At 42.4% G+C, this 20680-nt stretch carries 19 protein-coding genes; all 19 read right to left on the bottom strand.

The window, feature by feature from the left end:
• Window positions 1-26: 26 nt before the first annotated feature.
• The 19 genes from rlmH to ACPLOV_RS10260 all read right to left on the bottom strand — a co-directional run bounded on the left by rlmH (window position 27) and on the right by ACPLOV_RS10260 (window position 20458).
• Window positions 27-506 carry a 23S rRNA (pseudouridine(1915)-N(3))-methyltransferase RlmH gene (gene rlmH / locus ACPLOV_RS10350; RefSeq protein ID WP_424909185.1) on the bottom strand — a complete coding sequence of 160 codons (480 nt, stop codon included), beginning with the start codon at window positions 504-506 and terminating at the stop codon, window positions 27-29.
• A complete protein-coding gene (locus ACPLOV_RS10345; protein WP_424909184.1) occupies window positions 503-2509 on the bottom strand; it encodes a molybdopterin-containing oxidoreductase family protein in 2007 nt (668 codons plus the stop codon). Before ACPLOV_RS10345 ends, rlmH begins: the two co-directional genes overlap by 4 nt.
• Window positions 2510-2533: 24 nt before the next feature.
• Window positions 2534-3595 carry a S1C family serine protease gene (locus tag ACPLOV_RS10340; protein ID WP_424909183.1) on the bottom strand — a complete coding sequence of 354 codons (1062 nt, stop codon included), beginning with the start codon at window positions 3593-3595 and terminating at the stop codon, window positions 2534-2536.
• 50 nt (window positions 3596-3645) lie between these two features.
• Complete coding sequence (locus ACPLOV_RS10335; protein ID WP_424911129.1) at window positions 3646-4767, bottom strand: DUF362 domain-containing protein; 1122 nt, start codon at window positions 4765-4767, stop codon at window positions 3646-3648.
• Between the two features lie 37 nt (window positions 4768-4804).
• Window positions 4805-6121: a nickel-dependent lactate racemase gene (larA, locus tag ACPLOV_RS10330; protein WP_424909182.1), complete on the bottom strand. Its 1317-nt coding sequence runs from the start codon at window positions 6119-6121 to the stop codon at window positions 4805-4807.
• A 95-nt stretch (window positions 6122-6216) separates the two neighbouring features.
• Window positions 6217-6945 (bottom strand): two-component system regulatory protein YycI, encoded by a 729-nt coding sequence (gene yycI / locus ACPLOV_RS10325; RefSeq protein ID WP_424909181.1) that lies wholly within the window; start codon window positions 6943-6945, stop codon window positions 6217-6219.
• Window positions 6945-8243 carry a two-component system activity regulator YycH gene (gene yycH / locus ACPLOV_RS10320; protein WP_424909180.1) on the bottom strand — a complete coding sequence of 433 codons (1299 nt, stop codon included), beginning with the start codon at window positions 8241-8243 and terminating at the stop codon, window positions 6945-6947. Before yycH ends, yycI begins: the two co-directional genes overlap by 1 nt.
• Before the next feature lie 13 nt (window positions 8244-8256).
• The gene (locus tag ACPLOV_RS10315; protein WP_424909179.1) at window positions 8257-8646 is read right to left on the bottom strand and encodes a hypothetical protein; all 390 of its coding nucleotides are present in this window, start codon (window positions 8644-8646) and stop codon (window positions 8257-8259) included.
• A gap of 83 nt (window positions 8647-8729) precedes the next feature.
• Window positions 8730-10484: a two-component system histidine kinase PnpS gene (pnpS, locus tag ACPLOV_RS10310; RefSeq protein WP_424909178.1), complete on the bottom strand. Its 1755-nt coding sequence runs from the start codon at window positions 10482-10484 to the stop codon at window positions 8730-8732.
• Between the two features lie 15 nt (window positions 10485-10499).
• The gene (gene yycF / locus ACPLOV_RS10305) at window positions 10500-11186 is read right to left on the bottom strand and encodes a response regulator YycF (RefSeq protein WP_424911122.1); all 687 of its coding nucleotides are present in this window, start codon (window positions 11184-11186) and stop codon (window positions 10500-10502) included.
• A gap of 74 nt (window positions 11187-11260) precedes the next feature.
• Entirely contained in the window at window positions 11261-12010 is a 750-nt protein-coding gene (gene dapB, locus ACPLOV_RS10300) for a 4-hydroxy-tetrahydrodipicolinate reductase (protein ID WP_424909563.1), read from the bottom strand.
• Window positions 12011-12090: 80 nt separating this feature from the next.
• Complete coding sequence (locus tag ACPLOV_RS10295) at window positions 12091-13443, bottom strand: peptidoglycan DD-metalloendopeptidase family protein (protein ID WP_424911121.1); 1353 nt, start codon at window positions 13441-13443, stop codon at window positions 12091-12093.
• 104 nt (window positions 13444-13547) lie between these two features.
• Window positions 13548-14408, bottom strand: coding sequence for a DMT family transporter (locus ACPLOV_RS10290; protein WP_424909565.1), 861 nt, complete (start codon window positions 14406-14408; stop codon window positions 13548-13550).
• 22 nt (window positions 14409-14430) lie between these two features.
• Entirely contained in the window at window positions 14431-15921 is a 1491-nt protein-coding gene (locus ACPLOV_RS10285) for a M1 family metallopeptidase (RefSeq protein ID WP_424909566.1), read from the bottom strand.
• 104 nt (window positions 15922-16025) lie between these two features.
• The gene (locus ACPLOV_RS10280; protein ID WP_424911120.1) at window positions 16026-17840 is read right to left on the bottom strand and encodes a cobalamin B12-binding domain-containing protein; all 1815 of its coding nucleotides are present in this window, start codon (window positions 17838-17840) and stop codon (window positions 16026-16028) included.
• A gap of 15 nt (window positions 17841-17855) precedes the next feature.
• Window positions 17856-19322, bottom strand: coding sequence for a hypothetical protein (locus tag ACPLOV_RS10275; RefSeq protein WP_424909568.1), 1467 nt, complete (start codon window positions 19320-19322; stop codon window positions 17856-17858).
• Window positions 19323-19366: 44 nt separating this feature from the next.
• On the bottom strand, window positions 19367-19789 hold the full coding sequence (locus ACPLOV_RS10270; protein ID WP_424909569.1) for a DUF6917 domain-containing protein: 423 nt from the start codon (window positions 19787-19789) through the stop codon (window positions 19367-19369).
• 198 nt (window positions 19790-19987) lie between these two features.
• Complete coding sequence (locus tag ACPLOV_RS10265; protein WP_424909570.1) at window positions 19988-20266, bottom strand: SHOCT domain-containing protein; 279 nt, start codon at window positions 20264-20266, stop codon at window positions 19988-19990.
• Between the two features lie 12 nt (window positions 20267-20278).
• Window positions 20279-20458 carry an SHOCT domain-containing protein gene (locus ACPLOV_RS10260; protein WP_424909571.1) on the bottom strand — a complete coding sequence of 60 codons (180 nt, stop codon included), beginning with the start codon at window positions 20456-20458 and terminating at the stop codon, window positions 20279-20281.
• Between the last annotated feature and the right edge of the window lie 222 nt (window positions 20459-20680).

Genomic DNA, 20680 nt, shown 5'->3' with positions numbered 1-20680 from the left:
TCACCTATTAATTTTTATGACCATTGTTAACGATGGTAAGGCTCTTTTTTTATTATCTTCATCCAGCGGTAAATTTGTTCCAATAAAATAAGCCTCATCATTTGATGAGGAAAGGTAAAATCCGAAAAAGACAAAACCAGATCGGCAGTCTTTTTTACTTCAGAGTGAAGGCCAAAGGAACCACCTATAATAAAAGTGAAATCGGAAACCCCCATAAGCATGAGTTTTTCCATCTTTGAAGCCATGGATTCGGAGGTATGCCTTTCTCCTTCAACCGCCAGGACTATTTTATAGCTATGGGGCTTTAATGCCCTCAATATTCTTTCCCCTTCTTTTTTTAATAATGCCTCCTTAAAAGCGTCAAGGGCTTTTGCCGGAGCTTCTTCCTCCATTACTTCAATTGTGTTTATTTTGCAGTAAGGCAGGAGCCTTTTTTCATATTCTTTTATTCCTTCCCTCAGGTATTTTTCCTTCACCTTTCCCACAGCAATGATATGTACGTTCAATTTTTATCCCCTGCCGTTACCTTTCTTATATCTGCCTTTTCATCGTATAAAGCGGCGCTGTTTCCCATTTCCGTAATATTTTCCTCAATAATAATATTCACATTGCCTTCACTTTCCAGCTCCCATCCGGACTCTACCATCAGGATATCCCTTCTCATGTTTTCCTCAAAAACCGCACGCACCTTTATTTTGCCCTTCTCGTTAAAAACCTCTACCATCTCTCCTTCTAAAATACCTTTTCTTTCCGCTTCCTCCGGATGGATGAACACTTTCGGGAAGGGATTAATTTTTTCAATGGTTTTTGCCTGCTGGAATTGAGTATGTATCCTGAACTTGGAGTGCATGGAAATCAAATAATAGGGATAATCTTTTTCTTTTGCATAGGGTTTAAGATATACGGGTAATGGCGATTGGCCGTCCCTTTCAGCCCTTTTTGAATAAAATTCAAATTTGCCGCTGGGTGTCCTGAATTTTCCCTCCTGCCATGCTACGTAAGGAGCAAAGGGATGCCTTACGTATCCTTTTTCCTTCAACTCTGCAAAACTCAAACCTATGCTCTGCAAGGGTTTTACTGCCCATTCTAATAAGTTTTCTTTTGTTAAACCATTAAAGGGCCCGAGATTCAGCCTTTTTGCCAGTTCCAGGAAAATTTCCTCATCGGATCTACAATCAAAAATTGGGTCTATGACCTTAGGGCAGTAATAGATATAAGGACTCCAGGAGTTGACCTTAACGTTTTCTTCCTCAAAAAAGGTGGTGCAGGGAAGGATGATGTCCGCTTGTTTTGCCGTATCGGTCATGAAAAGGTCAATTACTACAACGGTATCAATGCTATCAAGGGCTTCTTTCATTAATTTCACATTGGGGGTGTTTGCCATAACGTTAGCCCTGTTTATAAGTGCAAATTTTATGGGAGGGTCTTGCGAGTTTAATATGTCCCTTGCCAGGGAGGTTTTGTTAAAATGCCGCTTAAATTTTACCTCTCCTTCGAACAATATATTGGAAAACAGGTTCCAGAAAATGTCGCTGCCGTAGGATACACCGGCTCCCCTTTTGCCAATGTTACCCGTCAGGGCTGAAAGCGCATCTATTGCCCTTATGGTGTTTCCCCCGCCCCTGTACCTTTGAAGGCCGTATCCCAGCAGGGTGGTTACGGGCTTATTACCGGAATAATAGTTTGCAAGCTCTACTATTTGTTCCTGCGGCAAACCGCAAATCTCTTCCACCGCCGAAAGGGTGTAATCCTTTAAAATCTCTTTAAATTTCTCAAAGCCGTAGCAGAATTTATTTACATATTCTCCATCAAAGAGGTTTTTTTCCACCAGGTAGGCGCAGACTCCCAGGGCCAAAGCGGAATCGGTGCCGGGCTTTGGCCTTATTATCAGGCTTGCCATTTTTTCAAGGCCGGTATAAAAGGGGTTTACTATAATGAGCTTTGCACCCTTTTCCATCGCCTTTTTAATGAAATAAAAAGCATTGGGCTGGGTAGAAAGGATATTCCTCCCCCATAGAACTATGGTTGCGGCGTTTTCAATTTCCGTCAGGTCGTTTTCGGAAAGCCCACCAAAATCGTATTTTTGTGCAGCTATGCCCGCTCCCCAGCAGAGGGACCCCTCACTTACGGTAACCCCTCCCAGAGCGTTAAAAAAACCCCTGTCGATATTTTTCGTAAGGGCTTCGGAGCCTCCCGAAGACTCATGAAGAATTGCAAGATTCCCGTATTCCTCAATTACCTTTTGCATTCTGTTACATATTTCATCAAGGGCATAATCCCATGAAGCTTCTTTAAATTCCTCCCCCATTTTTATCAGGGGTTTTTTCAGCCTTTTTTCGCTGTAGACAATTTCCGGGTAACTTTTTGCTTTAATGCAGGTAAAACCTCTCGTCCAGGGGTGGTCTTCATCCCCCTGTACCTTTACAAGTCTCCCCGATTCATCTACGGTTGCCTTCAGAGCGCAGGCTCCCAGGCAGTCCCTCGGACATGCCGTCCTGTAAACCTTCATCGTATTCTCCTCTCCTCAAAGTATTCAAGATTCTCTTCCTATTAAAATTTGCACCGACATTTTTTGTTTTCCCCTCAGTAATTCTACCTTGGCAGTCTGTCCGGGTCCTAAAGCGTATAACATTTTTCTTAAATGTGAAACTTTCGTAAGTTTTTCTCCATTTATACTTAATACTATATCCCCGGGCCTTATTCCTGCTTCCTGCGCAGGGCTATTTTCATGCACCTTTATTACAAATATGCCTCCATCTACCGGCACGTCTATATTAAAAAGCCTTGCCATTTCCCTGTCTATACCCTCAATGCCGATGTAGGGTTTTTCAAAGCTACCCGTTTCCTGTATTTTCTTAATTATGGGTTTGGCCAAATTAATGGGTATTGCAAAGCCGATAGCCTCGGCTTCCGTAGCTTTTACCGTATTTATCCCTATTACTTCTCCCTTACCGTTTAAAAGAGGCCCTCCGCTGTTGCCGGGGTTTATTGAAGCATCGGTTTGAATTAAATCCTGAATCAGAGTCATGCTCCTTTTTGTCCCCACCGCTATGGTTCTGTTCAATGCGCTAATTATACCCGCCGTTACGGTCCTCTGAAGGGTAAGACCTAAAGGGTTACCTATGGCTATAGCCCTGTCCCCCACCACCACTTTATCGGAATCTCCAAGCTTTGCGGCGGTTAAATTGTCTCCATCAATTTTGATTACCGCTAAATCCAGTTCCCCATCCTCGTAGATTTTATTTGCTTTAAATTTTCTCCCATCGTACAGGTAAACCGTGATGCTGTTCGATCCCGTCACCACATGAGCATTGGTAAGTATATAGCCCCTTTCGTCCACCAGTATTCCAGAACCGATAGACTGGCTTTCCACCTTCCTGAAAAAGAAATCATAATCTATATAGGTGGTTACAACGCCTACTACGGCCGGAGTAATTTCTCTTGCTATATCCGGGATCGGCACCTCCCTGTCGGAAATGGTCTGTGTCCTGGCAGGTGGCTCGAAAGATTTTTGCCTTTCCCCGTAGATTATCTTCGTTGTAACAAAGGTAGAGGAAACCGCTCCTATTAATGCACTTATCAGGATTATTGCCACAAGGGTTTTTGCATTTTTTACCGTACATACCCCTCCTCAAGGAAAGATTTTCAGGTGGTTTTTTCCTTTATTTCGATAAGTTCGTATTCCCTGCTTCCAAGGCCGAGTTCAAAGGCTGCATCAATCTGAAGCTGGGCATCCTTTCCCGTAACTTTCTTTAAAATATTTTCCCCCTTTTTGACGCTTTTATCCGATGCTTTAGACTGAGGGAGGGGATCCGCACCGTTAATTAAATCCAGCGAGGCCTGCTCCACCGCCACTATGTCAAAGGAAACCAGTACACCCTGATCCTGTATAAGCGGAGTGTCGGCCATGGGCATACAATCGCATTCGGGCTGGACTTCGGTAATAAAATTAACGTAAAGTATCCTGCCTTTTTCAAAGGTGGAGATTACCGCATAGGCGGCTTCGGCCAGTCCCCTTTGAAAGGTTTCTTCATCAATGGGCACCTCTAAGGCTTTTTCTTTGCAAACCCTCGCGCACCGGGCACATTTTACACATATGCTCTTGTCAATAATGAGTTCATCGCCCTCAAACCTTATCGCCTTATGAGGACAGACATTTATACAGCTCAAACATCGGATACACTTTTCCTTAAGCCAGATCAAATGCTTGTTTTCATAAAAATGAATCCTTCCCCTCTCACCTCTGCCGCAGTGATCTTTACAGCTTATACCTCCCATACCCAGATTTTTTATAGCTCCTCCGTAACCGGAACCAATATGTCCCTTACAGTGGGACACCACTATCATGGCGGGAGCATAATAAATGGCAGAAGCTACGCCCACATCTTTTAATATGGGACCGGATTTTACCCTTATTTGATCCCTGCCGAAAATGCCGTCAGCAAGGATTACAGGAGCCCCTACCGAGAGGTGGTTGATTCCTTCCATATTGGCAACCTCAAGATACTCCAGGCCCGGTATCCTCACCGTGTCGGTCACAAAGGGGTTGCCGCCTACCGTTTTTATTTTTTCCACAATTTTTCTCAAGAACACAGGCCTTACTATTCTATGGGCCCCATAGGATCCGAAATGGGTTTTAATGGCTACATAATCGTCCTTGTTAATAAACGAGGCAAAGTCTATCCTGTTTAATATTTCCTCAAATTTTGCCACAAAGCTGTACCTGTAATCGTACTCCTTCGCCCGGGCATCAGCAAAATAGACCACGCTTTTCAAAAAAATCCCCCCTTATAATCGCAATATTTTATTTCCCGGGAAATATTTCATCATTATTTTCCAAAAAGGGTACAATTGTCGAAGCATGGGGTACAACATAGGCTTTAAAATCGGATTTAAAATTTTTATATATATAATTAACCGCATCGTTCAAATCGCGAGCGGGTATCATGCCCATTTCCCTGACCAATTTTTCTTCCATTGAGGAAACCAAAATAATATTTATCTTTTCAAGTCCAAGAGTGAGGATGTAACCTACGGCCCTCGCTATGCTGAAATCTTCCCTCAAGGCTTTCTCTCTTTCCTTCCTGTTACTGTAGCGGATTATAATTTCGTAAAATCCCTCATGGCCTATTCCGTCGGGGCATTCCGCCGATAATACTAAAAACCCTCCATCTTGTATCGCATTCAGCCAGTTTTCCACAGCTTTCGTTGCCTGATAAAAGTCGATGTCCTTTGGAAATCCCCCGCAGGAAAGGAACAAAACATCCGCTTTGCTTTGAACCCTTGCGCTGAAAAGGGATGCCGCCAGGCCGCACCCTTCATAAAACGCCTCCTTACAGTCACCGGAGACCACCTTTACCAGGTTACCCCCATCGTCTAAAATGACGTTTATTATAAAATCGGGTTTTACTCTGTCGCAGATCTCCTCTAAATCCTCCGCCATGGGATTGCCTTTAATCCTGCCATGGCCTACACCGGGGTGTATGCCCCCTTTTTCTTCGTCGGGATTTAACATGAGCTTGTGGTTCATCTGTATTGTTTTGTAGCCCGATACGCCCGGGCATATGCTTTTTCTTCCTCCGCTGAATCCCGCCATAAAATGATAACTGATAGCTCCCGTTAATATTATAAAATCGGCATCGAATACCCTTTTATTTATGTATATTTCAGTACCCCTGGAAGTCCTGCCCAAGTATACCAGATTGTTTTCATCCCGGGCATCGTGATCTATTATTTTAACCCTGCCGTAAGCGCTTTTGAAAAGCGCTTTGAGCTCTGTTTCTTCGTGTTTTCTGTGGGTTCCCGTGGCAGTGATAATCGTTATATTATCATCGGGGATTCCCGCTTCGTTCAGTTCGTCCAGCAAAAGTGGAATCACCACATCGTTTTTTGCCACCCGGGTGATATCGCTGGCGATAATAGCAATCCTCATCCCTTCTTTCACCATTTCTTTCAGAGGTTTTGATTTTATCGGCGTTTTCAGGGCTTTTTTTATCTCTTCTTCTTCGTTCAGGATAATATCGAATTTTTTGCCATCAATTACTCCCAGAATATTTTCTTCTTCAATCTCAAATTCCATTGTTTTTTTGCCATAAGGTAGACTAACCACCCTTTTGCCCATATAAAACTCTCCTTTAGTTTTTTATATTTTCTATTATTATATTAAAAAATTAAAAAAAGGCAAAATAAAAAAGCACCCTTCGGTGCAAAAATTTTTTATTCCTGCTCTCCCGTAAATGCGTTTATGTAGAAAACTTCGCCATCATCCAGTTCCACCCTCCATACCGGAGGAATCTGCCATTTTTCGCCATTTACCGGTTTTGAAAAATAGCCCTCTTTTATGCTGGTTACAAGTATCGGTTTATCCTTTCCCTTCAGTTCTGCCACTTTTAGCAGGGCTACAACAGGTAAAACAACTTCCCTTTTTTTGCCTTTAAATCCTTCTATTTTTAACCAGTTTTTTTCTATAATTATCCTTCCATCCGCCCTTATCCTCACTTTAATATAGCTGTTGTAAATGGGGATATCCCTGTACTCCTGCAAAAAATCCACCCGGTATTCTTTAAGTTCCCTGTCGAATTCCTGTTTGAAAAACCGGGCATCGGAAGGCATACCTACCTTTTCCTGGACGAAATTCTGGGCTATTTTCCTTACCGCACCGGCATCCATGTTCCAGAAACCCTGTTCTACTTCACGGCTGTAACCCTCCATTATTATTTTTCCCCGGGGTTCTACCTCCAGCCACCAGGCATCCTGCCCTTTAGAGGGAAGGCTTCCTTTTACGGAAATCCCCTTTTCTTTAAGAAGATTCATTACCTCCAAAGACGTGTTAAAACCCGAAATCCTTTCATTTATGACATCCCGCATATAAAGGTTTGCCGCCATAAAAAGGTTTACTAAAAAAAATGAGACTGCAAGTATCGTTATGGCTTTTTTCCAGTCCATCAAACATCATCTCCGGAGGGCGTAAGCGTTATTTCCGAGGCGTTTCTTGCATCTACATAAAATTCCCCTTTGTCAGTTTTTATAACCCATACGGGCAAGTAAAAACCGTCCTTTTCCGCATAGGCTAAATATAGGTCGTATATTTCCTTTATTTTTTTTGCACTAACTACCATGTCAATGGCTTTAATGGGCGAAATCGCCGTTATCCTTTCTTCGATTTTTTCCCCTTCCTTGAGCCATCTATAGTAATAGGTTACCTGATTATCTTCCACCGTTACCACCAGGTAATCTTTAGATTTTATCAAAGGTAAACCGTTAAGCCTATCTCGAAATACAAAGGTTATTGACTGGTTGTTTACCTTATAAGAGCTAAGGTAGGCACTTTTGGGAAAGCCCCCGTGGGAGGCAATGAAATTAGCCGCATTGGTCAAGGCATCCTTAAAATTGCTTTTAGATTTCTGTTCTTTAAAAAGAGGCCTTGTAAATTCGAGGCCGCCCTTGGGAAATATTCTCAGCCCTCTCGTGCCATCGGTGAAAATTATAGCCCCATCCTTTTCTTCTATTTTTCTTGCTATGGTAAAATCCGGGAAAAATTTGGGTGCCAGGTTTTGCAGGTTATTTTTAGCAGATTTTACGGAGTAAACGGGTAACTGAAGATTATCCAGGGGAATGTAAATATCTTTTGATATTTTAATATAAAGGTTCGTCTTTGGAAGAAGGGTATACAGGGGGGTTTTGGCCTCTTTAATCTTCGTTACAATAGAGGTAAATTCCCCGTATTCCTTTGTACTGCCAATTTTAAATAATTCTCCCGCTTCCCCTTTTAAAAATACCGAAAGGCCGTCATCTTCCGCCAGCACCACCGATACTATCCTCTGATCGTCTTTTAATACCGGTGTGTCCACATTTAAGTTCATCAGGGTCTTTAAAAGAGAATAAGGGAGGGAGCTGTCAAATACAAATTCGATTCCTCTTTTTTGTAGAAATTTATCGCTATTTGAGGTGCCGGTTGCGCTAACCGAAGAACTTATTTTACCGGTATAGGATTTTAAATACCCCCATGTTTCTTCAAAATAGGGGTTTTCCTGGTTCAAAACCGTATGGGTATTCTGGCCAAAGCTCACAATTACCTGAGAAGGTTTTAAAAACTCTTCTAAGTCTACGGGCCTGTTTTCAATTAGTTCAAAGCTTTTTTTGACAGGGCCGCTGGATATTTGCGACCAGGTCATATAAGAAAGAAAAAGGCTGGTGCATACAAGAAGAAGGAGAACGAGGAAATTAAATCCGTCTTTCTTCACATAAGCACCGCCTTTATTTTAAAATAAGTATGGCTTTTATCAATTGTAAAATACTGGTGCTCATCTGGTCTTCGTTAATTAACAGGATCTTTTTTGCAAAAGTCTTGGTGGTTCCCGAAGGGAAGGTAACCTTAAAGCTAACCTTGTTGACCCCTTCCGTTAGCTCCAACTGAGTAGCAAAGATGCCCGATGCACCAACCGTAATTTCATCCATCTTTTCCCCATTCAGGAAAACTACAATAACCGAGTCGGGCTCCGTTTGTCCGGAAATCGGTAGAACTTTTTCCGATGTAGAGTCCTTTTCCGGCTTAAAAATTATGAAATTTTCTTCGGCCGATGCAATGGTGGTGAACAAAAACAACATCAACAGCACCAAAATTAGAGCGATCCCGATTCTCTTCATAAAAAACACCCTTTTATATATATTTCTACTATTAGTTTAATCCATTTTTATTACATTTATATTACACGCAAATTAATTTTAAATTACACTATACAGGGAATTTTTACAATAACCTCCGTTCCTTTGCCGAGTTCGCTTTTTATTTCTATTTCTCCCTCATGGGCCTTTACTATTTCCTTTGCGATAGAAAGACCCAGACCGGTTCCGCCAAATTCCCTGCTTCTTGTCTTATCCACCCTGTAAAATCTTTCAAAAATGCGGGGCAGATCTTCCCGGGGTATACCTATGCCCGTATCCTTGATAGAAGTTACAACGAAATTACTTTCACTCCAGAGGTTTACCGTTATATTTCCCCCTTCAGGAGTGTATTTTATAGCATTGGAGAGGATGTTTTGAAAAACCTGCTCCATTTTATCCGCATCGGCATAACAGAGGGGTAAATCCTCTTTTACGTTTTCGTAAATAATTATTCCCTTTTTCTTAGCATTAACCTTCATTTTTGATACAGCAGTGGCTAAAATCTTCGAAAGATTTATAGCCTTTTTATTAAAACGCGCTTCTTTGTTGTCGATCCGGGATAGTTCGAGAAGATCGTTTACAATACGGGTCATCCTGTCGGTTTCCTCGTTAATTACATTCAAAAACTGCATTGAAACTTCCTCATCATTTAAAGCCCCATCCAGAAGGGTTTCGGTATAGCTTTTTATAGTGGTCAAAGGCGTTCTGAGTTCATGGGATACGTTTGCCACGAATTCCCTTCTCATTTCTTCTAACTTCTGTTCCTTTGTAATATCGTGAAGGATAAGTATAAACCCTGCCGTTTTCTCTTCCCTTTTCATCGGGGCAATGATTATTTTCAAAATCGAATCGTTAATTTTTGCCATAAAATCCTTCTGGGATTTTATTTCTCCTTTAATGTCTATCTTCAGTTCTTCCTTTAATTTTTCTCCCAGAACCCGGTAGGAATTGCCTTCTTCCACCTCGAGCAGTTTAAAGGCGGCGGGATTTACGTAAATTACCTCCCCCTCTTTATCAAGGGCAATTACACCATCCGCCATATTTTTAAATATGGCCTCCATCTTGTTTTTTTCTTCGGATATCTGCTCCAAGGTTTCCTTAAGCCTTCCCGCCAGGAAGTTGAACATTTCGGTAAGTTTTCCCACTTCGTCCTTAGATTTTACCTCAATTTTCTGGTCAAAATTCCCCTCGGCAAGAAGGGCTGCCTTGTTGGTAACCTCCTGAATTGGCCCGGTTATAGTTTTCGAAAGGGAGTACCCCAGCACCCCGGTAATTAAAAGGGCTATCAAGGTTGCCGTAAAAAGTATAGTCTTTATTTCGCTCAATGTTTCGTATATGCTCTCCATAGGGGAAATTAAATATACTATCCCCACCACCCGGTTATCTTCCTTTATGGGATACGCCAGATAATCGTACCTTCCTTTAGAAGAATCCAACCGTATTTCTTCTCCCACCTGCCCGAAGGAAGCCTTTATCAATTCCGGCTGGAGTATCTTTTTCCCCTTGGGATAAATCTCCTCATTGGTGGATGCCAGCACCGTAGATTTATCGTCCAGAACCAGCATACACTCTACAGTTGGTGAGATCTGTTTTATATATCCTTCTACAATCACCTGAATCTCGTCAACCTTTTTCTCTTCCCCCAAGTATCTTGAAAGAAGGTTGGAAATTATCTGGGCCTGCCCGTTTAAATAGGTAGAGAAGTTCTTTATATGATATCTTTCCAAAGATTGTAAAAGATATACACCCACCACTTCCATGGCAAGGAGTATTAACAGTATGTATATAATTACAAGTTTCATCTGTATGCTCTTAAACAAAAGGGATCCCCCATTTTATTTTACAAAATAGTATCCAATACCCCTTTTGGTAATTATGTATTTTGGGTCGGAGGGATCATCCTCAATTTTTTCCCTCAACCGCCTGATGGTCACATCCACAGTCCTGACATCTCCGTAGTATTCGTAACCCCAGACCTCTTCCAGCAGTTTTTCCCTGGAAAAAACCACTCCGGGCTGGTTGGCCAGAAATTTAAGAAGTTCAAATTCCCTGAAGGTCAATTCTACCGGTTCTCCTTTTTTCCTTACCTGGAAACTCGTGAGGTCAATTTCCAGGTCCTGAACCCGGATGACCTTTTTTGAGCTTTCGTCACCGTTCAGGCTAATTCTCCTCAGGTTTGCTCTGATCCTTGCTAAAAGTTCCCGCATGCTGAAGGGCTTTGTCACGTAATCATCAGCTCCCAGCTCAAGGCCGAGTACCTTGTCAACTTCTTCGCCCTTTGCCGTAAGCATGATAATAGGACATGTCATCTTCTCCCTCAGGGTTTTACAGACGGTAAAACCGTCCTTTTTGGGAAGCATTATGTCAAGAAGTATCAGGTCGGGTTTTTCAGAAAAAGCTATTTCCACGGCTTCTTCGCCGTCAAAGGCGGCAACTACCTCGTAGCCTTCCTTTGAAAGGTTGTATTTTAAAATATCCACAATTGGTTTTTCATCATCCACCACCAGGATTTTGTTTTTCAAGACCACCACCTCTTTAATTTATATTCGCCATTTATAACGTTTTCCCTTCCTTAAACCAATTCTTATTTTTGCCATCAGGATATACCGTACACATCTTTCATAGTGTAAAAACCTTTTTCCTTTGAGAGCAGGAATTCTGCCGCCCTAACCGCACCCTCGGCAAAACATTGAAAGGTGGTGGCGTGGTGGGTCAGCTCTAACCTCTCCCCGGGCAAATTAAATATTATCCTGTGGGTGCTGGGCACATCCCCACCCCTAATAGAGTGAATATTTACGTTTTTTTCGGGAAGTGTTCTTTTAAGAACTTCCCGCATCTCAAGGGATGTTCCGCTGGGCGCATCCTTTTTAAATCTGTCATGCATCTCCACTATATCGATATCCGCAAATTCACCCACGTTTTTTGCTAAGTACTCCAGTATCCTGTATACGTGATTTATTAAAATGGAGGTATTTCCTGCAAATACAATGGGTATCACTTCAGAAGCCTTTAAAAATTCCTCCCTTTGTTCCTTTTTAAATCCGGTTGTTCCGCAAACCAGCGCCTTTTTGTATTTTACCGCATACTTCAGTACTTCCAGAGAAACTTCCGGGAAAGTAAAGTCTATCACCGCATTGCAGTCCCTTACAGCGCTTTCCGGGTCGTCCGTCACCTTAACACCTATTTCCTTCCCCAATCCGCACAAAAGTCCCACATCCTTGCCTACATATTCCGCCCCTTTTGGCGCCAGAGCCCCGGCTATCCTGGCATTTTTTGCAGAATCAAGGGATTTAACGATTAACCTTCCCATTTTTCCTCTCGGTCCTATTACCAGTGCTTCAAGCATATTCCTGCCTCCCTTAAAAATTTTTCCAAAATAAAAGCAGGGAATTTCCCTGCCAGGCTTTTCTTAATACCTTAATTTTACTACTTGTTCAGATAGGTAATGGGGTTTTTGGGAGTCCCGTTAATCCTCACTTCAAAGTGTAGATGAGGTCCGGTAGACCTTCCGGTGCTTCCCACTCTTCCTATAACGCTTCCCTTCTCGACCCTTTGCCCTTCCGACACCAGTATTTTGCTCAGATGAGCGTAATAGGTTTGAATTCCACCGCCGTGGTCTATTATTATTAAATTCCCGTAGGCTCCATTTCTTCCGGCAAAGACCACAACGCCGCTGTTGGAAGCCGCCACCAGTGACCCCAAGGAAGCTCCTATATCTATTCCCTCATGGTAATCCCGGCCTCTTTTGCCGTAGGGAGAAGTGATGCTGCCCGTTATAGGCCATAAAAACCGGCCGCTGCCGCGGAAAGCTACCTCGCTTTTCGTTCCCCTTACCACCACTTTTGTCACAGGTTCCCTAATTATTTTTTCTCCCAGAACCCGCTCATCTACTTTAACTCCGTTTTTATATACAACCTGGGAAGCTAATTCTTTTAAACCCTCCCTGCCCTCGGTTTTAACCTTCTGATCCCATTTCCACATGGAGCTGTCCTTTTCCACTACCGTATTGTAGGGAATGGTTTTTTGGTAAGTAACTTTTTTTACCACGGTAAAGTTGAGCAGGGGTTTTCTCTCCTCCAAGTAAATTTTATCTCCGGGCGAAAGGCGGTCTGCCGATTTCAAATGGGGGTTTGCTTCCACGAGTTTTTCCAGCGATACGCCGTTTTTCTTTGCAATAGCCCACAGGGTATCCCCTTGAGCCACTTTGTATTCTTTAAATTCCGGGGTTCCGTTTATCAAAAGCTGCTTTAATTCGGTATCCCCCAGTATTTTTTCTAATTCCACTGCCTTTTCTTCTAATTTAATGGCATCCGGGGATTCTACCTTCACAAGTTCACCGGGTACCATGTCCACGTAATATTTTTTAACATCCTCAAGGATTTGCTGAGCCGTCTCCAGGTTTTTAGCAAAGGCTACATCCTTGTCGTTTATATTTATAGCAATAGCCTTAGTTTTAAGGCTTGCGCTTTTTTCAATTAGCAAAGCCAATTCTTCTTCATTTAAAAATTGGACATTTTCCTTCCGCAGAGGCAGGAAAGTAAATTCCCCTTCGACTATTATATCGCTGCCGTAGGTTTCTCTGTACTTTTCGGTAAGCTTTTGTTTTGCCTTTTCCAGAATTGCTTTATCCTTTACGCCGCCCAGTTCCTGACCGTTACAGGTAATTATGTATGCTCCGCTTCTTAATGAAGCTATTGCCACCAGCAAAAATATCACAAGGGGTGTAATAAAAAAAATGGGATTTTTGCCTTTCCACCCGGAAGGGACCCTTAACCTCATCCCCCCACTCCTTTCTTACACAATTTGTAACAAAAATGTAATCCTTTTGTAATATTTATAATTCTACATATATCATATTTTTCCTTCTAAATCAAATTCTTTTTTTATCCAACATCGGAAAGAACCCAGTAAAGCCCTGCAAACATCACAAGTACCCCTATTATTGAATTAAGAGAAGGTACCTCCCCTAATAATAATATGCCGAGGATTATCCCTCCCGTTACTTCCTGAGTGGAGATGAGGTTTGCGTAAGTGGGATGGATATACCTGAGTCCCGCGTTATATAAAGTATGTCCCAACGTAGTTGGTAACAGCCCCAGAAGTATCAAAGGAATCCACTGGCTCAACCCGGAGGGCATTACAAAATTTCTGAGGGAAAGTAAAAATAAAAACAGTGCTGATAAAAAGTAGACCCAGAAAACGTATTTTAAAAGGGGATAGGCATCCCTCTCCCTTCTTCCCGCTAAGGAATAAAGAGCTAAACAAAAGGCGGATAAAAGGGCAAAAACGTCCCCCAGGATCATCTTTTTCGTCAGCACCGGTTCAAAGCCCGCAAGAATAACCACTCCTAAGATAACCACCAATATACCCAAGTATTTTTTTCTCGGGATCTTTTCCTTTAAAATAATTCCCGAAAGGAGGGTAATCATTATGGGTGCAGTATAAACAAGGCTCAAGGAGTGGGCAATGGTCGTGAACATTACCGACTCTATGTAGAAAAGAAAATGCAGGGCGGTAATGATGCCGTAAAATCCAAACTTTACAATATCCCTTCCCTGAAGCATGAGATTTACCCCGGAAATCCTGGAAGCGGTAAATATGAAGAGGGACCCCAAGAGCATCCTGAAAAAAGCTATTTCCTGGGAAGGTATTCCGTGTACCATCCTGGTCAGAACGGGGCTTGTGCTAAAAAACACCGTCCCCAGAATTGCAAGAAAAAGTCCTTTATTGCTTTTTGCTTTCAAAAAATTACCCCCTTTTAAAAAGTTATGCAGCAAGATTTAATTCCTTCTCTTCTCTCAGCATTTTAAAAATCAATTCCCTGAAATCCGTACCTGTAGTATCGTTTATTGCCCTGATAAATTCCTCGACCGTTGAATTCCTCAAAAGATTTCGGTGATAATAAACATTCAGGGCTTTTATCATTTTGGGTTTGCTTATTCTTTTTTCCAGCTCTTTAAGCATAATCGCCCCTTTTTTATATACTGCCGCATCATATTCTCTCCAGTCGGTAAACTCGCTCAGGGGTCGCATAATTGGGCCGGTATTTTTGGCCATCTGGTAAAATTTATAGGGGTTCAGGATAAAGTTCTCGTAAATTTCCGAACCCTGTCTTTTCCCGTAGTGCTTTTCAAAATAAAGTATTGTGGAGTATTCCGTAACAGCCTCATCCAACCAGGGTTCCTTTACTTCATCGTTCCCTACCATTCCGTACCACCACTGGTGGGCCGTTTCATGGGCTATTACGTATTCCAGCATGAGTCCATCTTTATAAAGGTTTCTATCTATAAGAACCAGATTTGGGTATTCCATACCACCCATGTAAAAATCCGCAGCCACAACGGAATAGGTACTGTATATATATGGGCCAAAAGCTTCGCTGAAATAGTTTATTGCCTTTCTGGCGGCCTCTAAGGCTTTCTTACCATTTTCTTCATCTCCTTTAAAATAATAAGATATTACCCTGGTTTTTCCCGCATATGTCTCCTTAATTTTAAATTCTTTGCTCATTACAAAGGCAAAGTCTCTTACGGGACCGGTTTTAACCACCCATTTCTTTTTGCCTTTTTCCTCCTTTTGCTCCACTATTTCTCCCGTTGTTGCCAGAATATACTCCGCGGGTGCGTAAAGGGTGAAATTATAATAGGCTATGTCGCTGTAAAAGGGATCACCTATTTTATAATAAGGGTCTTTGCGCCAGCCCTCTTTATCGTAAACGCAAAGGATAGGGTACCAGTTGCCGAAATTGTATGTATCCTTGAAATATCCAAAACGTCCGGGACTCTTTGGAAGTTTTATTTTAAACTCTATGTATACCTTTACTTCCCGGTCGGGATTTAATTCTCCGTTCAAATTCACCGCAAGGATGGTTCCATCGGTTTTAAAAACAGCGGGCATTCCGTCCAATAAAACCCTGCTAATCGCAATTCCTCCCCAGGAAAACCCCTCGGGATAGGCCAGTTCAAATTCTTCAGCGGTAAAAGGAGCCGTCTCCTCTTTGTTAAAGGCATTGGGGTAAATATGAAATAAAAGCTCCTTTAAAGGCTCCCCTTCGTTATTTTTATAATATACCATTTCCTTCCCGGAAAAAACCCCCGTTTCCGGAAAAAATTCCCCTTCTATTTCGTATCTTGGTATATCGTTAACGGAGGGTAGAGCCTCCCGGCCGGGCTGCCTTGATGAAAAAAAGAAATAGCAGCTAAGCGCAAAAAGTATAATTACGATCAGCGATACAAAAAACAGTTGTCTTTTTTTCATCAAAACCTCTCCTATTTTAAATTTTATATTACTTAATTATATTCCCCCTTAATTTCTTTATTCCTTTTAAAAACCTTAAAATAATAAAAAACCTTTCGGTGATTTTACCGAAAGGTTGAATTTTGACCGGCCCTGCCGGGATAGGCGCCATCTTCTCTGCTTCCCAGGATTCCGTCGTATAAAGCTTTAACAAAGCTTTCCGACGTGGAAACCCGGTAAAGTACCCTTTCTATACCTTCAATTAACTCCTGGGCCCATTTTTCAGCATTCTCCGAAGGTGTTATACTGCAGTTTCCAAAAAACCTGAAGGAAGCCTGGACAGCTCGGAGGGTATCAACTCTCGATGCTGCGGAAATTGGTCCTCCCGAATAAGCTTCGTCGGCAGAAGCAATGGTAATGGCATCAACTCCCAGGGAAGAGGCCAAGGATGCGTGAAGGGCTGTGCTCAAAGAAGACTGCACCCTGTCTTCGGTCTGAGTGAGAAAACCTATGGGTGCACCGCACCATATGGGTGCATCGATTATATTCCTCAAAGCAATAATTTTTGCTGCATTGAAATCCACGTAGTTATTTTCCATTCTGCCGTTAATCATAACTTCGGGAGAATAGCAAAAGAGCGGTTGAAGGATTGGCTTTGCCCCGAGTCTTATGCCCAGCATTACCGTTATGAGCATACCAGCAAAGGCTTTGAAGGCAGGCACTCCGCAGAGCTCTTCATTGGTCACCACATCAAAGGGCATGTTAAATCTTGCAGCGTATTTTATCGCCTCTACCGCATCTACCGTTAGCCTTTCGGGATCGGTACCGCCTCCCAGCGACCCGTAGGCAATGTTTATTTTGGTAAGGTCGGCGCCGAGCTTGCCCGCCAAAAGTACGGTTTCCGGAGTGTTCAAACCCCTGTGAGCCCTTACCTGCCAGAGAGTGGATGGTAAAAGCGAATCTTTAATTCTTTTCAAATTCTCGTAAGTAATTACCGAACCATCTTCCTCATGAGTAATGTATCCCTCGTAAAACCCTTCGGTTCTCGCTCCCCAGGAAGGGTCAAAGTGTACAACTCCATCCGCCCCCCATGCCTCACACACCTTTATGTGGGCAATATCCATAAAGGGGCAGCCGGTGCCGTACTGGGCAAAAACCACCGGGTTCTCCTTTATATGCTGCAGCCTGGTAATTTGGAGATTTTCATTGGTTCTTTCTACGTAATCCTTTAAGGAGGCTATTTCTTTCTCCGTTAAAAAGCGGGTTTTGTTCTTTAAAGTGCCTTTTTCGTAAAAGGCTTTTATCATTTCATCACAGTAAGAAGCGTATTCCCTGCGAAGAATATCCTTTGTTTTTTCATCCTTTTCATCAAGGATTTTCTCCCGGATCTGTGCCCTTTTAATACCGGGAGTAGAAAGGCCCTTTACGTAATCTAAGATCCCATCGGTAATCTTTAAAAGCAGGCTTTCTATGTTTTTGTTTTTAAAAGCATAGGTGTAACCTTCGGTGATATCCACCTTTTGCTTCTCCTGGGTGTAATTTACGGGCACGTATTCTCTTCCCTCTACAAAAGCAATCGCTTCTTCCACGGTGGTGCCGGGACCAAATCCGGCATCAAAACCCAGTTCTGCAGCCAGTTCAGGTTTTATCGCCATTCCTCCGATACCGATTTTTACTTTTTCCCTGATGCCTGCTGCCTCGGCCAAGTCGATAAATCGGGCGAGCAGTTCGGCAACTCCGTAACCCAGGGTTCTGCTTATCAGAACCACATCCACATCGTTTTCTATTATAGCCTTTATTACTTCCTCATGAGTAAGGTCAGGGGGGAGGAGAATGGTTTCGTGACCTGCCTTCTCCAGCCCCCTCTTAATTACTTTAAGGCCGATATCGTGGACCGGGTCAAGCGGAGCAAGAAGGATTTTCCTTTTTACTCCAGCCATAATATAAACTCCTTCTTAGTCGAGATAACCGCTGTATTTTGCAACTATCTCCATAAGTTTTACCAGAGCCCTGACCGCATACCTGGCATTGTCCTTAATGAGCTGTCCGTCTTCATCCGTCGTTCCAAGTCCGGGAGAAATGAAGATGTTGGCATCATAGGCGACGGTGGGTATTACGCCCATCTGAGACACACCGCTCTGGAATATATTGGAACCGGCGTACATATCCTCTATTGAGAATATGGGGAGTCCCAGTTCATCCTTGGTCCATGTGTTCTCGTAGTTTACTTCTACCGCCCTGCTGTTATAGGATTTGGTAATAATAAGCCCTTTCTTTATCTTGGGATGAATTTGTTCGAATTCTTCTACAACGACTTCGTAAAGGTCATCGACGGGTTTGGTAAGGGCTTCAGGATTGTCCCTCAATTCTTTTAACGCTTCTATCACGCCGAGCAGTGCTTCCTTGCCCGGGTCGTTGGTAACGTATGCCGCTTTTCCGTAAGAGGCTGTCGTACCGTACCTATCGCCGTGATATCCTAAGGCCCTTCTTATCTGCACCATTACATCCTCTTTACCAATTATTAAACCTGCAGTGGTGGATTCGCTGGCTTTGTCCATGCTGTAAATTACCACATCCGCACCGCTCTTTCTTATATCGTGACCGATAAAAGGCACGCCCCAGGCATTATCAATTACATAAGGTACATCGTATTCATGAGCTATTTCTGCCAGTCTCTTCTGGAGCACTGGAGTGCCATCCGAGTCTTTTACACCGTAGCCGTATCCCGGAGTATCGTATCCTAAGGATGTAATACCCGAAAGCATGGTGCAATGTCTTTCCGCTACTACCTTAATCTTCTTAGCGGAGGCTTCGGGATCTACTTTTGTAAGGAGTATTACCGGATGGTACTTAATTCCGTGAACGGAATAGTCGGCTCCTACTAAGGGAACGATGTATTCACTCAGGTTATTCTGCCTTTTGCCGTAAAATCCAAGCTCTCCAGCGGTGCAGCCCCTATCGGCGAGAATATCTTTAAATTTTGGCGGGAAGGGCCTTCCATAACCTCCGTGATGATGCAGGTGCTTTTCATAGGGTATGATGTACCTGGTTAAATAGTTATCCCCTCTTCCCTGCATGGGGGGTGTGAAAAGGGTGTCAAAGGTAACCCAGAGCCCTGCTTCACAGGTGTTAATCGGAGCTGCATCGTATTCATCTCCGTATACATCCTTTACTATAGACCTTATTTCATCTACAAGTTTGGCTAAGGGTATAACCTCGGTGCTTCCCCTATCCAGAGCTTCCCTGACCTTTTTGGTTAAAGGAGAGGGACATCCGGAAATAGCACCTGTAAGACCGAATTTCCCGCGAAGTTCCGCTGGGATACCTATTTCATCGGCTGCTTTTCTCGCCTCTGCGTAGATATTGGGAATATTCATTTGAAGGTGACGGTACATTTCAAACTTTTTCTTAAACTTTGGCATACTGAGTCCTCCTTTTAATTTAATTTTTTATGTCAAAAAATTTATTATCCAATCTCCACTTCCATATCCAGCTCCAAAAGTCTATCCTTTCCCGATAAAAGCTCCGTTCCCTTCACCACAATGTTGTAGTGGTTGGGAAAATGGGTTTCATCGTATCCGGCAATAACGCCCACCTGTTTTCCACCGATCTTGACCGGATCTCCGTATACTGCCACCGATCCTTCTGTTACCTCAAAAAAACCCAAGTAAGCGATTTTATTTACTCCGTCCCCGGGTTTTACCTCTTCGGTAGTTAGAATAAGTTCGTGAATTTCGTTTTTTAACAAACACCTGGAGGGTTGAACTATTAAATTTAACCCCCTCTCATCGTAAATTCCATCCAATACTACTTTTATGATACCCTTAACGGGCTTTTTTTTTGCATAGGGATTGTTTTTGAACATTCCCGCTTTATAAGGGTCTTTCATTTTTTACCTCCTCATCACTGATGAGTATATTTACTAATAAGTTATTCTCTAAAAAATCGCAAATTCCTGCTAATAAATTAATTTTCCCGAAATATTTTTTTATATTAGTTTTGAATTTATATCGCCAAATTTATATCGCCAAAAAATAAAGGGTGGACAACTTATAAATGTCCACCCTGTCAAAACTTACCTTTTCAATTAATAACCGAGAATTTTTTTCTTTTTGCTGATGTATTCCTGTTCGTCGATTTCCCCTTTAGCATACCTTTCGTTCAGTATTTCCAGTGCAGCACTGGAAATACTTTTGGTGTAGGTTTTGTTTAATAAAAGTTTCGCCAAATAAATAGCCGCAAAGATCACCGCTAATCCCATTACCACCTTAACTCCGAGCATTATATACCAGTACGGGAACAGGTCAAAACCGCCTCTACCGATAAAATTGGGACCATATCCAAAAAACCCGCATCCTCTCCACATAATAAATCCCTCCTACGCGCTTAATATTTTTTTTCTTTTTTCGTATTCATCATCGGATATTTCGCCCTTTGCGTATTTTTCATTTAAAAGGGCTAAGGCATTATTTCTATCAGACCTGTCAAATCTTTCAAAAATTCCCTTGGAGTTTAATAATATAAAGGCGGTGACTAACAAAAATAAAATACACATCATAGAAAATGTCCCTCCTTTTTACTATCTATACTTTATCATCTATTTTTTATGAAACTATGAAGTTTTACCATTGTTTTTTGATTTTTTTGTGAAGGTTTTTATATCCTTAATAAAGGCATAAAAAAAAAGGGTCCGGTGCCGATCACCAGAACCCTTGATTTTCCTTATTGGAGCGGAAAACGGGATTCGAACCCGCGACCCTCGGCTTGGGAAGCCGATGCT

The sequence above is a fragment of the Thermovenabulum sp. genome, from assembly GCF_049723235.1.
Classification (GTDB): domain Bacteria; phylum Bacillota; class Thermosediminibacteria; order Thermosediminibacterales; family Thermosediminibacteraceae; genus Thermovenabulum.
This window is presented reverse-complemented; position numbering and strand designations above follow the sequence as displayed.

Excerpts from the sequence above, each read along its gene's own strand:
- ACPLOV_RS10285 (WP_424909566.1), bottom strand. The coding sequence starts at position 15,921 with ATGAAAAAAAGACAACTGTTTTTTGTATCGCTGATCGTAATTATACTT.
- ACPLOV_RS10260 (WP_424909571.1), bottom strand. The coding sequence starts at position 20,458 with ATGATGTGTATTTTATTTTTGTTAGTCACCGCCTTTATATTATTAAAC.
- dapB (WP_424909563.1), bottom strand. The coding sequence starts at position 12,010 with ATGCTTGAAGCACTGGTAATAGGACCGAGAGGAAAAATGGGAAGGTTA.
- ACPLOV_RS10280 (WP_424911120.1), bottom strand. The coding sequence starts at position 17,840 with ATGGCTGGAGTAAAAAGGAAAATCCTTCTTGCTCCGCTTGACCCGGTC.
- yycI (WP_424909181.1), bottom strand. The coding sequence starts at position 6,945 with ATGGACTGGAAAAAAGCCATAACGATACTTGCAGTCTCATTTTTTTTA.
- ACPLOV_RS10315 (WP_424909179.1), bottom strand. The coding sequence starts at position 8,646 with ATGAAGAGAATCGGGATCGCTCTAATTTTGGTGCTGTTGATGTTGTTT.
- ACPLOV_RS10265 (WP_424909570.1), bottom strand. The coding sequence starts at position 20,266 with ATGTGGAGAGGATGCGGGTTTTTTGGATATGGTCCCAATTTTATCGGT.
- larA (WP_424909182.1), bottom strand. The coding sequence starts at position 6,121 with ATGGGCAAAAGGGTGGTTAGTCTACCTTATGGCAAAAAAACAATGGAA.
- ACPLOV_RS10295 (WP_424911121.1), bottom strand. The coding sequence starts at position 13,443 with ATGAGGTTAAGGGTCCCTTCCGGGTGGAAAGGCAAAAATCCCATTTTT.
- ACPLOV_RS10345 (WP_424909184.1), bottom strand. The coding sequence starts at position 2,509 with ATGAAGGTTTACAGGACGGCATGTCCGAGGGACTGCCTGGGAGCCTGC.
- ACPLOV_RS10275 (WP_424909568.1), bottom strand. The coding sequence starts at position 19,322 with ATGCCAAAGTTTAAGAAAAAGTTTGAAATGTACCGTCACCTTCAAATG.
- ACPLOV_RS10270 (WP_424909569.1), bottom strand. The coding sequence starts at position 19,789 with ATGAAAGACCCTTATAAAGCGGGAATGTTCAAAAACAATCCCTATGCA.